The organism is Novosphingobium sp. BL-S-33 (assembly GCF_056857025.1).
Genome location: NZ_CM166475.1, coordinates 1,439,121 through 1,452,725 on the forward strand (window position 1 = coordinate 1,439,121; position 13,605 = coordinate 1,452,725).

A 13,605-nucleotide genomic window follows, 5' to 3' on the forward strand; every position below is an offset into this window, starting at 1 on the left:
GTCATTATTCAATTTCGGGCGATTTGCAAACAGCGTTGTCAAAGAACGGGCTAAGAATTCTCGCAGCGCATAACCTCGACGTGGAAGAATGCCGATATTCCGTGAAGCGCGAAGTGCCGAGACCGAGCGAAAGCAGGCAAAGCGAGGTTCTGCTCAATGTTCGTCGCCGACCAGAATCTGCTTGTTTCGAAGGCAGATCCTTGCGCGAGAAAAACCGAAACCAATTTGGGCCTCGCCCCCTCCGAAGATAGGAATCGAAACGAGATAGATCTCTATAGCTCCCGCCGTCTGCCCGTTCATTAGCAGCGGGGAATATCTACGCGCGGCGCAAGAAGCCGGACGCAAGTGGGAGGCGATACATGAAAACTAAATTCGTCCGCATCGTAGCGGGGACCGGGCTCTGTGCAATGAGCGTGCTTCCTGTTCAGGCCTGGGCCGCCGATGGCCCGCCCACGCCCGACCAGACCGCTGAAGCGCAGTCCTCCGCCGCCCCGTCCCTGACCGGCGAGATCGTCGTCACGGCGCGGCGGCGTGAGGAGCGGCTTCAGGACGTGCCTGTATCGGTCGTAGCATTCTCCGATACCGCCCTTGAGCGTAGCAGCGTCCAGACGATTGCCGATATTCGGACTATCTCGCCCGGTCTTACATTCAGTTCGGAAGGCGGCAAGGACAACACCTCGGTTTCACTTCGCGGGATCGGGCAGATACCGACTGGCGAAGTCACGCCCGGTGTAGTTACCTATTTCGCGAACGTGCCCCTTGCCTCTCTCGGCTCGAACGTGCCGACGTTCGATATCGGCAACATCCAGGTCCTCAAGGGCCCGCAGGGCACTTTGTTCGGCCGCAACACCCTTGGCGGTGCAGTTCTGATATCCCCGCAATCACCTGGCCAGGACTTTGGCGGTTATCTGCAGGGGACTTACGGCAATTACGACTATCGCGAAGTTCAGGGCGCCCTCAATGTCCCGGTCATCGCGGACGTTCTGGCCATCCGCGTTGCAGGACAGATCAGACGGCGCGATCCGATGACATATTCGATCAACGGCGGCGATGGGTTCAATGACGTCCATCAGGACAGCGCACGAGCCTCGGTACTCTTCACGCCCGCCGACTGGCTGAAGAGCACGACCATTTTCGACTACTTCAAAGCCAGGGAATCTGCCTCAGGGTATTATCTGCTTCGCCAGAACTTCAGCTTTACGGACCTGTTCGCCCCATCCGTCGGCGCGGCTGCAGGTGCACTGATCGGCGGTTCCCTTGATGCTCAGACGGCGCAGTATCTCGCGTTGCAGAAGCAGAATTTCTACGGTGCTTTCACGGACGATTCGGGATCCGGCCGTGCCAATCGTCGCAACTGGGGCATTTCGAACGACACATCCGCAAGTTTCGGCCAATTCACGCTGCGAAACATTTTCGGTTATCGCAAGAATCGCAGCGACCAATTGATCAACACTTCTGCTCTCGGCCCGATGTACCTGCCGGGCGCCGCACTGGGCAGTCCGGTGGATGTTCCCTTCACGGTATTCCATGCGGCTGCGCTGATTCAGCGCCAGTATCTGACCGACGAAGTGCAGTTCCTTGGCAGCTTCGACCGATTCAATTTCATTCTCGGCGGCTTCTATAGCCATGACACACCCGATGGTCCCTCCGGTTCGACATTCTCCGCATTCACCACGCCCGGAACACCTGCCGCAGTCGTCACCGCCAATGTCAGGAACACCAACTACGCTGCGTTCGGACAGATCTCCTACAAGGTGACGGACGCCGTCACGCTCAACGCCGGCCTGCGCTACAGCTGGGACCGTGTGTCGGCTTGCGGCGGCGCCATCGGAACTTCCTATGCCGAGGATTCGACCTGCCGGTCGCTTGCAGAGCTCAATCTTCCCGACGGCATCGGCGTGGTATCCAATCGCGGCTCCGCGCCCAGTTGGACGATTGGTGCGGATTGGAAGGCCGCGCCTGACCTTCTGCTGTATGTGGTAAGCCGTCGTGGCTACCGCGGTGTCAATGTCAACACGCCGCTGTTCGAAACGCGCTTTACGACCGGCGGAACCGACCCCGCCTGCGGATCTGGCTCGGGTCAATGCGTTGATTTGCGGCCATTTCAGAAAACCGGGAAAGAGACGCTTACCGATATCGAGATCGGTGAGAAATGGACGTTCAACATCGCCGGTGCCCACGGCCACATCAACACAGCAGCCTATTACAGCAAGTATAAAAACGCGTTGCAATTTCTGAACGCGCAAACATTGATTCCCGCTTCCGCCCCGGACAGTCCCACCAACGGTTCATTCGGCGTGAACGCCGCAGACCTGTCGATCTATGGTGTGGAACTGGATGCCGCCGTCAGCCCCAGCAGAAACCTGACGGTCTCCTTCAACGGCGCTTATACGCACATGAGGGTAGACAAGCTCACGCTGCCCGACGTGGAAGGAATTTCCTTCACCGCTTCCGACGTAAACAAATACGCACCGACCTTTTCCGGCACCTTCAGCGCGAACTGGACTTTACCTGTCCGTCCGGCGGACGGTGATCTGGTGCTGAGCGGTGACCTGTTCATGACTGCGGACTTCGGTGGTCAATATGGAGAAAAGCTGCCAGGATACAATCTCGTCAACATGCGCCTGGACTGGGAGAACATCGCTCATACTGGCGTCGATCTCAGCTTCTTCGTCCGCAATCTGACCAAGGAGCGATATTTCGCGGCTGCGGATGTCTTGCTCAAGAGCTTCCCGGTCAATTCGGTAGCTGTAGGCGATCCGCGCACTTACGGGGTCGTTGCCAAGGTCCAGTTCTGAAATCAATTCGGCTCCGCGTTATCCGCGGAGCCGATCAGGTAATCTTGTGGGGAGCGGTCAGTCTGCGACTAACCGCTCCGTTTTCATTAGTGTGCGGCCGCTTGCATATCCATGACATCGCCGAAATATGGAGTGTGGTGGCAGATACCGCCATCGACCGAGAAGACTTGGCCCGTGACGAATGCCGAAAGATCCGAGGCAAGGAACAGCACGGCCCCGGCGATATCGTCAGGCACGCTTTCTCGTGGCAACAGGACATGCCGCTGGATCATGCGCAGTTGTTCTGCAGGCATCATTTCGCGCGCCTGCGGTGTAAGAACCAAACCGGGCATCACGGCGTTGCAGCGGATGTTCTGGCGGCCCAACTGGGCGGCAGTGTTGCGCGTAAGACTGTTCACCGCTCCTTTCGAGGAAGAATAGGCCGGGTTGAAGACATCCCCGAGGATCGAAACGCCCGTGCTTGTATTGATGATCGACCCACCGCCCGCGGCGATCATGTGGGGAGCGACGTGTTTGATCATCAGCATCGTGCCGCGCGTGTTGATACGAAACGCTGCATCCCAAACCGCTGCGTCCATATCGACCAGAGCACCGTCAGCGGCCATTTGGTTGACGGCGGTGTTGGCGGCATTGTTGTGCAGGACATCAATCCGGCCATGAGCGGTGATCACTGCGTAGACCAATGCAGCGATACTCGCCTCTTCTGCAAGATCGAGCGGACATGCCATCGCCTCCCCACCGGCGGCGCGGATGCTCTTCGCCACGCGCTCTGCTCCCGCCAGATTAATGTCTGCCAGAACCACTTTGGCGCCCTCGCAGGCGAGCTTGCGAGCGCATGCTTCCCCGATGTTGGATCCCGATCCCGTGACGACGGCGATTTTTCCCTGAACCAGTCCCACCCTCACTCTCCCAGCAGGATCTTCCAGGTCCCCAGTTCCTCGCCCGCGACGAAGAACCGCTCGTTCATAGGCAACCCGTTCTGCCCCCAGGAGTCGTGGTTGGCGACCCACGCCTGAATTCCGTACATCACCCACAAGCGTGTCTGCTCCCAGACCTCCTCGAAACTGGGAATTCCGGGAACGCCCGTCGCGGTCAGGTAAGACAGATACTGCTTGAGCAGATCCTTGTGATGGGCGCGCCGCTCTTCGATGGTCAGCGATCCGACTAGGAAATAAGTAAGATCACGCCACGGACGTCCACGTCGCACCAGTTGCCAATCCAACCAAAGCCTTTCCCCGCCAGGCAGGATATAGGTGTTCCCCTGGTGGCAATCCCCCAGTGCGATGCAATAGGGCGCGTCATAGGCACGCTCAAGTTCGCCCAGCCGGTCGAATGCGCGCTCGACGCGGCGCGGATCGTCAAGATAGTGCTTTGGCGCGATCGCGCGGAAATTCGGATCCTTCAGATTGTCGTCGATCCACTGCCACATGATGCGGACCTGGTCGCTGTCGACCGGAGTATCCATCTGCGTCTGCAGCCACGGGGCATTGGCCTTGGAGATTTTTTCGCTTCCCCAGAGACCGGCGTGAAGACCAGCCAGTCCCTCGAGGTTGGAGGCGATCATGTCGATGCCGGAGTGCTGCGTACTGTGACCAAAGTGTCCACCGCGATCATTGAGGTCTTCCAGCACGAGCAGGCCGTGAGCGCTGCCATCGTCGTCCCAGTCGGCGTAATAGCATTGCGCGGTGGGAACCTTCATTTCCTTGGCGAGGAAATGATAGAACCGGGCCTCGACGGCATGGATATCGACATTGTCGAAGCTGCCCGACCAGTTGGCCTTCAGGCACAGGTTCGCGGGGAGCCCGGCGGCAAGCCCCGCTTCGTTCCAATCCACTTTGACGCGCCACTTGGTCGTGTGGCTGTTCAGCAGCTGGACCGTTTCCATGCTGCGTGCCGCGACGCCGGGATACTTGTGGGCCATAATCGATCCCAACCACGCGGCATCGATCCCCTCCATCGAGGTCGGCAGATGACCAGTTCGGGTGGGATAAGGACGAGGCACACAATCAGGATCGACCGTCGCATTGCGGTATTGCGGTTGGGCTTGTGGGTCCATCGAACTCTCCTGATGTGTTCTTGTGTTACAGCGTCGTCCGTCCCGGCGAAGACCCTCGAACCTGGGCCGAGGGAGCTTGCCGGCTTTGCGGACCGATTTTACGCTGCATCCGGGATACCGAGCATCGCAGGCGCAACCGAAGCGCAACCTGCCCGAAGAGAGGGACCACCCCGACCTTCGACGGAGACCTGGGAAACGGCTTTTTGCAGGTTTTGGTGCTCCTCCATGGTCCCCATCTCGACCTAACCCACTTGCGCGTGGCGCTTGCCACCGAGGGCCAACTATCAATCGGCCCTTCCAGTCGCCCAGCTGCGCCAGGGTGCCGATCCGATCTGCCGAGAGCTGGCGCGACGAAGTGATCTGTACGATGAGTGTTACTGCGGTGCTCCGGGAAATCGCGACGCCGGCCCCGTCTCTACGGAATGGTTAGGCACAGCGCGCCGGCTTTGGGATTGACGGCTCGTAACAACGCTCGTCGCGGCGGTGTTCGATCTCGACTTCGATGGGCGGGTCTGGTTCTGGCGTGGGTATTGGGACGCGTCCGACGGCACGAGGCTGGGGAGCGTTCACGGTGCGGCGATGCGGCCCAAATTCTGTGCCGAATGAACCGGCGTTGCCGCGTAGCGCGCTAGCCGTCGACCTTCGTCACGTTCCTTGCTGCGCGCTCCGCCGCGGATGGCGGCGATTATGGTCAATCAACCGATGCGTCGCGGGGGCCGCCTCGGCAGCCGTATTGCCGCTGTCCTCCGGCAATGCACAGCACAAGGCGCTTCCCGCCGGGACGAGAAGCGCCGTGTATGTGACTTGAGAGCTAGTTTGCGAGTGTCAGGGCCTGCGCCATCGAATTGCCCGCAATAAAGCCGGTGACCATGGCAGGACCTACGTTGCACCCATGCGCAGGCGATTTGCCTCGCCAGATCGAATTGGCATCCAACCCGGCAGCATAAAGACCGGGAACAGGTGTGCCGTCTCCCCCTACCACGCGAAACTGCGCGTCGACCTTGAGGCCCACGGTCGTCGAGCCATCGCCCGGGTAGATCTTGATCGCATAGAATGGAGCCCGCTCGACGCGCCCCAGGCAAGGATTGGGCTTGTTCCGGGGGTCGCCGATCTCGATGTCGATCTGTGTCTCTCCCTTTCCGAAGTCGGCGTCATGCCCGATCTCCGCATAGCGGTTGATCTTGGCCACGCTGGCGACAAGGCCATCAGGGTCTACGCCGATTTTCTCCGCGAGTTCGCGGAGACTGCGCCCCTCGGTGACATAGCCCGCCGCGATAAGCTTCTTGAGACCGCCGCCACCGGGATAGACCATGCCCATACCGTACTTCTTGATGAAATCGGCATCGCAGATGATGTGGGCCGGAACCGCTCCGTCACGGTGCATCGCTTCAACGAAATGCACAGATGCTTCATTACCGAAGCGCTCGCCCTTGGCGTTGACCGCTATGCATCCGGGCTTCGACATATCGATGAGATGGGCATAGCGTGCCACGTATCCGTCGGGCCGTGTGAGCTTGGAGACCACCGCCCATACCGCGTTGACCAGATTTTCCTCGGCAAGCGCGCCGCCTGCCTCCAATCCCATGTTCATGCCGTCGCCCGTGTTTTCGTAGGGGAGGATCGAGACATGGTTTTCGGCAAAAGGGATATAAGCCTTGCGAAGCTGCTCGCTGGCGGAAAATCCACCCGATGCCAGCAGGACGCCCAGCCTTGCACCGATCTCTTCGTCACCTACCCGAACGCCGGTCACCCGGCCGGACTGCACCAGCAAATGATCGACCGGCGCATCGGTGCGCAGCGTAATCCCCGCGTCGAGCGCGGAGCGAAGGAGACGAGCCGCCAGTGCATTTCCCATCGTGAGACGCGTGCCGCGAGGATAGCGGCGAAGCTTGTCGAACCCGAATTTGGCAGCCAGCTTGCCGAAGTGCACGAGCGATTTCGCCGAGGGCATTTGCGCAAGATATGGCAGATCGAACAGGTCGATCATGAAGCCTCCCGGCGCGTTGAACTCTTCCCGCGCGGGCCTCAGCTGCGCGAAGTGTTCGCCCAGCTTCTTGCCATCGTACTCCTTGGGGGCGAGCAAACGACCGTGATCGGCTGCGCCGTCAACTTCGGGATACCAATCGCTGCTCGGCGGCGAGAGCAGGAATTCGACCCGGCTGTTTTTTTCCAGCCACTCCACCATCCGGGGCCCTGCATCGAGGTAGGCATCAATGAGCGCCGGCTCGGCCGAGGGACCTATGACATCCAGGACGTATTGCCGCGCCCTGTCCTTGCTGTCGTCGACCCCGGCGGCCCGCGCCTGCGGGCTTACCGGAACCCAGATACCGCCGCCCGAGATCGAGGTCGTTCCGCCAAAATGCGATGCCTTCTCGAGAACGATCACCGACTTCCCCGCCGCCGCCGCGCGCAGCGCGGCAGTCATGCCTGCCGCGCCCGAACCCACCACGACCACATCATACTGGGTCATTGCTACCTCCCGTTTTTCGATTTGGATGGAACGGCGCTCACCAAACCCGTCGTTCCGACGGCCCAGTTCAGATTTTCGGCATGATCTCTTGCGCGACCCACTGCAGCCGCTCGACGTATTCATCCATTCCACCAATCCCTGGCGGCAGAGGGACGATCGTCTCGTTGACACCCAGGTCGCGAAGCCATCCGATCTGGTCAATGATCTTCTGCGCATCGCGAGTTCCTGGCGCGCGCGGGTCGTCCATGATTTCGTGATGCGCACCGACATTGAGCATTTCGAGCGCGAAGAACAAGTCGATGGGGCGCCCGTCATATTCGGGCTGGGACCGGATGAAATCCAGGCACTCCGGGAATTTTTCGGGCGGTGTCCTGAACGGAGACCAACCGTCGCCAAACTTTGCCACGCGCTTGAGAACAGCTTCCGCGTCGCCGCCGAACCAGATCGGCAGGCCGGGCTCTTGGACCGGCTTCGGTGCGAACCCGACATTGCTGAATTTCACGAACTCGCCGTCGAATTCCGGATTGTCAGCGGTCCAAAGCTCGATGATCGCAGCCACGTACTCGTCGGCCATTCGTCCCCGGTTATGGAAATCCACTCCCAGCATGTCGAACTCTTCCTTGAGCCATCCCACGCCGAACAGCGCGGTCGCCCGCCCACCGCTCAACCAGTCGAGCGTAGACCATGCCTTGGCCTGGACGATCGGGTTTTGGAGGGGCAGGATCGTGACCGAAGAGCTGACTTTCATCCTGGAGGTTCGGCCGGCAAGGAATGCGAGAGCCACTGTTCCATGAACGTAATGGTCGCCTGACAGTTCGATGTGCTCACGGGGAATTATGAAATGCTCGCCCAGCATGCACTTGTTGAAGCCGAGATCGTCCGCAATTTTCAGCGCATGCCCAATATCGTCGCCCGTCAGGGCATGCTCCCAGGGCTGGGTCATCGCAGCCACGTGCATGCTGTTGGGCACACTGACGTTCAGTTTCATCTGCTGTCCTCTCACGATGTCGGGCGGATAGTGAAGCGCGGCGGCGTGCTCGCACCTTTCCTTAGGAAGGGGGACGAGCGGCGAATGCTCATGCGGCTTGCCTGATCAGGCGTCGGGAAACTGCGTGTTCGAGATCGGCCGGAGTATCGAGATCGAAACCCAGGCCCGCCCTTTCGACTATGGCGGCACCGGGCGACTGCGCCCGGTGATGTGCTAGACTGCCAGGACCGAATGCGAAGGTGAACGAGCCCGAGTCCGCAAGAGCGATTGCATTGGTGCCTTTGCCATGCCGGTCGGGGGCGAATGCGCGTCCCGTCGCCTGCGCCGCGGCAAGCAGCCCCTCCACGTCTTCACCGACCAACGCAGGCAGGTCGGCATGGATAACAAGGAGCGGTCGGCTGCCGAAATGTTCACGGATCCTGTTCAGTTCGCCGTTAAGACCAAAGCCGCTGTCGCGCAGCCATTGCACCGGCCAACCTTCCACGCTGGCAGGCGCCAGGACGAAAGTCGATTCGATTGCCTCTATCCCGGAAAGGCAGCCCACAACGTGCGCCGCCATTGTGCAGGCCAACGCCTGCCGCTTTCTCGCACTCAGGCTCGGTGCCAGTCGCGACTTCGTTTCCCTCCCCTGTTTCCAGGGAACCACAGCGATCCAGTTTCTCATCGTGCAAGTCCTGCGGCGGAGCTAATTGCAAATACGAAGGCGCGCAGGCGCCCCGTTCATGCAAACAGGTCTTCGCGCCTCGGGCGTACCAGTTCGGCGGCTTTGCGCGGCATCCCCTCAAGGCGGCATCCGCGGACGAGAACGGCCGGTATGCCTTCTGCGCCTTCACCCGTCACCAACCCTGCCGCGCTTGCTATCATGTCGGCCAGCGCCACCTGAGTGACTTCCAGAGGGCGATCGTCGCGATCGAGTTCGCCGCGGCGATCGTGGAGAGCCGGCAGGCCCGCTGCGCCGATGGCAACACAGACCACGCCAAGGCGCCAGGGCCTTCCAAAGCTGTCCGAGATCACTACCGGCACTCCAAGCGCGCTATGCAAATTCGCCGCTGTTGCGTCAGGATCCAAGGGGAGCAGCAGTGCACGAGCGCCCAGTGATGGACCGATGTTGGAACGATCGATCCCCGCGTTGGCCATGACGTGACCCAATTTGTGCCGGGTGATCAGCACTTCGGGAACCGCTCGCACAATCTCACTCGATTCGTCGAGCACCAGTTGAACCATGCGCGGATCCTTGCGCGTCAATTGGGACAGTTCGCGGGCCGGCTCACCCGGTTCGACTTGCTCAAGATCGACCTGCCGTCCCGCGGCCTTCGAGACAATCTTCTGGGTTACCACGAGTACATCCCCATCGCGCAGCGGCGATCCACACCGTTGGAGGGCATCTCCAAGTATCCCAGCGAGGTCGTCGCCGGGCGCGATTTCGCCGATGCCGCTCAATTCGACTATTTCGATCATTGCCGCTGCCTATTGCTGATCCGGCGGGATAAGCTCGCCCGTGATCCGAATGCCGGCGCCGTCGACACGGTACGTCTTGTTCATGAAAATGAGGATGGAGGTCAGCGCCTCGGCTGCGGCGGAATTGACAAGCGCACCGCCGTGAAGGCCGCGAAGCCCCATGGCATCGGCAAGGTCCACAATCCGTCCCCGCGCTTCCTTGTCGTCTCCGAAGACGAGGACGTCGCAGCCGACATCGACGTCCTGGGCGAGCTTGTGGGCAGCGACGTTATGGAACGCCGACACGACCACGGCACTGGGGCCAAGAGCCGCTTGCGCTCTCATGGCTGCCGATCCCTCATCGGGCAGTTGCACGCGCATGACCTTGGGAGGAACTAGGGGAACGGTAGTATCCACCACCAGCTTTCCTGCGACATGCGGCGCAATGTCAGCAAGCGTCGATTGCTGCGCGGCGAAGGGAACCGTGACGATCACGATATCGGCTCCTGCCACCGCGTCGACGTTACTCGCGCCGCGAAGTCCGTGCCCCAACCCCGATGCCGCGTCCTGCGCACTTTGGGCATTTCGCGATCCGATTACGACCTCATAACCTGCTCGGGCAAGCCGCCAGGCAATAGCCGCACCAAGGTTTCCCGTGCCGCCAACGACGGCAATAGAAGGTTGCGTCATGCCTTGGCTCCGGTATCCATCGCTGCAAAGCGCAGCATGTCCGCATAGACGGCCGAGTGCGAAGTGAAGCCGCCGTCAGCGACGATCGCTGCTCCCGTGATGTAGCGGGATTGCTCGGAAGCTAGAAATGCGACCACTTCGGCAATGTCCTCGGGCCTGCCGAGGTGGTCGACCAGATTGTGCTCGGTCATCAGCTTCTGCGCCGCCTCGGGCATGTTCCTGTCAAGCGCCTCGGTCATGGCTAGGCCCACGACAACGACATTGGAGCGAATGCCCTGCTTCCCGTACTGGGTCGCGATGTAGCGCGAAAGTCCCAGCAAGGCCGCCTTTGACGTGCCGTAAGCCGGGTAATCAAGATCGCCGGCGAGACCCTTGCCGGAGCCGGTGAAAATGATCGAGCCCCCCCCGCTCGTCAGCAAGAGCGGAATGGCGTGCTTGGCGCAAAGCATGGATCCGCGCAGGTTGATCGAGAACGTGCGGTCCCAAAAGTCCGCGTCCATTGCATCGATGAGGCCATCCTCCTGCAGTTCGCCGGTCTGCGCCGCATTACTGTGAAGAATATCCAGCCTGCCGAAGCGATCCGCGAGGCGCGCAACGCCCCCTGCGATCGCGTCTTCGCTCGTCACGTCCATGACAATCGGCAATGCCTGCCCGCCAGCGGCGACAATTTCCTCGGCAACCAGAAGCAGCGGCGCCTCGTCGAGGCCGGCGACGGCGACCATGGCGCCGCGCTGGGCGAACATGCGGGCGGTAGCGCGCCCGATGCCGCTGCCGCCTCCGGTGACGAGAGCCACCTTGTCGCGCAACGGAAAGGAAAGATCGATCATAACGTCTCCATGCAATGGCCGTGACGAACCGGCGGATCTTCATACAAGGTGGTGCGCTGGCGCACGGGCCGGTTGACGGAAGCGGCGAGCGCCCGCATTTGCGTCGGCCCAAATTCCTGCCCGTTGACGCCGCCGGCGGCACGGGTGATCGACTCGTCCATCAGGGTGCCGCCCATGTCGTTTGCACCTGCCTGCAGGATCGCCGCTGCGCCCTCAGGCCCCATCTTGACCCACGAGACCTGGATATTGGCGATCACGGGATGCAGCACGATACGGGCGACGGCATGCATCAGCACCGCCTCGCGGTAGCTCGGACCCGACCGTGCCAGGCCTTTTTGCCAGATCGGCGCTTCCATATGGACGAAAGGCAGCGGGACGAATTCGGTAAACCCACCCGTCTCGTCCTGAAGCAATCGGATCGACAGGAGATGACGTGCCCAGTGACGATATCCCTCGACGTGGCCGAACATGATCGTGGCGGTGCTGCGCAGTCCAACGCCGTGGGCGACACGCATGACCTCGATCCACTCGTCCGCTGTAACCTTGTCCGGGCAGATGATGTCGCGGATTTCGGGATCGAGGATTTCGGCGGCCGTGCCGGGCAGCGTCGACAACCCGGCTGCTTTCAGACGGGCCAGAAAGTCTTCGAGCGGTAGCCCCAATGTTCTCGCGCCGTGCGTCACCTCAAGCGGGGAGAAGGCATGGATATGGATATCCGGCGCCGCCTGACGCACTGCGCGAAGTACATCCAGATAGGTGTTACCGTCGTAATCGGGGTGGATACCGCCTTGCAGGCAGACTTCGGTGGCCCCGCGATCCCAGGCTTCGGCGGACCGGCGGCCAATCTCGGCGAAATCGAGCCGATATGCCGGCCCGCGCATGGCCTTGGTACTACCCTTGGAAAACGCGCAGAAGCCGCATTTGTAGAGGCAGATATTGGTGTAATTGATGTTTCGGTTGACCGCAAAAGTCAGCGTTTCGCCCACTACGTCCCTGCGAAGGCGATCGGCGAAGTTCACGATCGCTGTGAAGTCGGCTCCTTCGGCATCGAACATCGACACGATATCCGCTTCGCCCAGCACGTGGCCGGCTTTCACGCTGTCAAGTATCGACGATATGCGCGGGGATACCGCAAATCCACCCGCCGAGATCTGCTGCGGCGCAGCATCGCCTCTGCCCGCGGCCCAATCGTCGATTTTTGGCAGTCCGCGAGCATCGATTGCCCGAAGAACGGTTGCCGCGACAGGCGGCGCGGCCCATTGCCTTGCGGCCGTTGCATAGCGGGGGCCGATCGCAAGGCGCTGGTGCAATGTGCGCCCGGCGGCATTGGTGGCGCGTTCGAGCATGTCGAGGTGCGGCCAAGGCGCTTCCGGATTGACATGGTCAGGCGTTACCGGAGAGACTCCTCCCCAGTCATTGACGCCAGCGCGAAGCAGCGGAGCGAAATTATGGCTTTCCTGAAGATTTGGCGGAGCCTGAATCGTCATCTCGGGGCCGAGGATGATACGAGCAGCCGCGATGGCCCAGAGATGGTCATCCAATGCCGGCTCTGGGAAATCTACCATCTGCGTGCCGGGCTTGGCGCGGAAGTTCTGGATTATGACTTCCTGTATGTGCCCGTATTGGCGATGCAGGTCGCGGATGGCGACAAGTGCATCAACCTGCTCGCGGCACGTTTCGCCGATGCCGATCAGCAGGCCGGTAGTGAAAGGAACCTTGGCAAGCCCTGCCTGAGCAATCGACTCAAGCCGCCGCGCCGGCTCCTTGTCGGGCGATCCAAAGTGCGGCCCTCCTCTCTCGCACAGGCGCTGCGAGCTACTTTCAAGCATCAGGCCCATCGAGGCCGCATGCGGACGCAGTGAGGCATAGTCGGCAGCACCCATCAGCCCCGGATTGAGGTGCGGAAGCAGCCCGGTTTCGTTCAAGACGAGCGCTGCCATTTCGCCGAGATAGGAAAGGGTCGTTTCGTGCCCCAATCTGGCCAAGGCGTCGCGTGCGGCTCCGTAGCGAAGTTCAGGTCGATCCCCGAGTGTGAAAAGCGCCTCGCGGCATCCTGCCGCCACACCGGCGCGCGCTATCGCCAGTACATCCTCCGCGGCCAGGTAGGCTTTGTCGATCCGACCGGGCGTGGTGGCGAAAGTGCAATAGTGGCAGACGTCGCGGCACAGTTTGGTCAGCGGGATGAAGACCTTGCGCGAATATGTCATGCGCGGACCATGGGCGGCGAGCGTCATCGCCTCCGCCGTGGCCATCATTTCGTTGAGGGAAATCGAAGTGAGAGCGCTGTAAATGCGATTTGCATCATCGTGGCTCAGGTGCAGTTGGTCGAGCATCACAAC

General features: G+C 61.0%; 10 protein-coding genes. 1 reads left to right on the top strand and 9 read right to left on the bottom strand.

The features are described 5' to 3' along the window. The first annotated feature begins 551 nt into the window (after positions 1 to 551). Complete coding sequence (locus tag AC1VVM_RS23010) at positions 552 to 2,798, top strand: TonB-dependent receptor (RefSeq protein ID WP_482956642.1); 2,247 nt, start codon at positions 552 to 554, stop codon at positions 2,796 to 2,798. An 86-nt stretch (positions 2,799 to 2,884) separates the two neighbouring features. Here the strand turns inward: AC1VVM_RS23010 and AC1VVM_RS23015 are convergent, their stop codons facing one another. The 9 genes from AC1VVM_RS23015 to cofH form a co-directional block, all read right to left on the bottom strand. Further along, positions 2,885 to 3,697: an SDR family NAD(P)-dependent oxidoreductase gene (locus tag AC1VVM_RS23015; protein ID WP_236549397.1), complete on the bottom strand. Its 813-nt coding sequence runs from the start codon at positions 3,695 to 3,697 to the stop codon at positions 2,885 to 2,887. 2 nt (positions 3,698 to 3,699) lie between these two features. Then, entirely contained in the window at positions 3,700 to 4,854 is a 1,155-nt protein-coding gene (locus tag AC1VVM_RS23020) for an oxidoreductase family protein (protein ID WP_482956643.1), read from the bottom strand. Between the two features lie 811 nt (positions 4,855 to 5,665). Next, entirely contained in the window at positions 5,666 to 7,324 is a 1,659-nt protein-coding gene (locus tag AC1VVM_RS23025; protein WP_482956644.1) for an FAD-dependent oxidoreductase, read from the bottom strand. A gap of 67 nt (positions 7,325 to 7,391) precedes the next feature. Continuing rightward, a complete protein-coding gene (locus tag AC1VVM_RS23030; protein WP_482956645.1) occupies positions 7,392 to 8,312 on the bottom strand; it encodes a TIGR03619 family F420-dependent LLM class oxidoreductase in 921 nt (306 codons plus the stop codon). Positions 8,313 to 8,400: 88 nt separating this feature from the next. Then, on the bottom strand, positions 8,401 to 8,976 hold the full coding sequence (gene cofC / locus AC1VVM_RS23035; protein ID WP_482956646.1) for a 2-phospho-L-lactate guanylyltransferase: 576 nt from the start codon (positions 8,974 to 8,976) through the stop codon (positions 8,401 to 8,403). A gap of 56 nt (positions 8,977 to 9,032) precedes the next feature. After that, the gene (gene cofE, locus AC1VVM_RS23040) at positions 9,033 to 9,770 is read right to left on the bottom strand and encodes a coenzyme F420-0:L-glutamate ligase (RefSeq protein ID WP_482956647.1); all 738 of its coding nucleotides are present in this window, start codon (positions 9,768 to 9,770) and stop codon (positions 9,033 to 9,035) included. A 9-nt stretch (positions 9,771 to 9,779) separates the two neighbouring features. Continuing rightward, a complete protein-coding gene (gene npdG / locus AC1VVM_RS23045; protein WP_133085060.1) occupies positions 9,780 to 10,439 on the bottom strand; it encodes an NADPH-dependent F420 reductase in 660 nt (219 codons plus the stop codon). After that, positions 10,436 to 11,266 carry an SDR family NAD(P)-dependent oxidoreductase gene (locus AC1VVM_RS23050; protein ID WP_133085059.1) on the bottom strand — a complete coding sequence of 277 codons (831 nt, stop codon included), beginning with the start codon at positions 11,264 to 11,266 and terminating at the stop codon, positions 10,436 to 10,438. The genes npdG and AC1VVM_RS23050 overlap by 4 nt, the downstream gene beginning before the upstream one ends. Then, positions 11,263 to 13,602: a 5-amino-6-(D-ribitylamino)uracil--L-tyrosine 4-hydroxyphenyl transferase CofH gene (gene cofH, locus AC1VVM_RS23055; RefSeq protein ID WP_395335229.1), complete on the bottom strand. Its 2,340-nt coding sequence runs from the start codon at positions 13,600 to 13,602 to the stop codon at positions 11,263 to 11,265. The genes AC1VVM_RS23050 and cofH overlap by 4 nt, the downstream gene beginning before the upstream one ends. Positions 13,603 to 13,605: the final 3 nt, after the last annotated feature.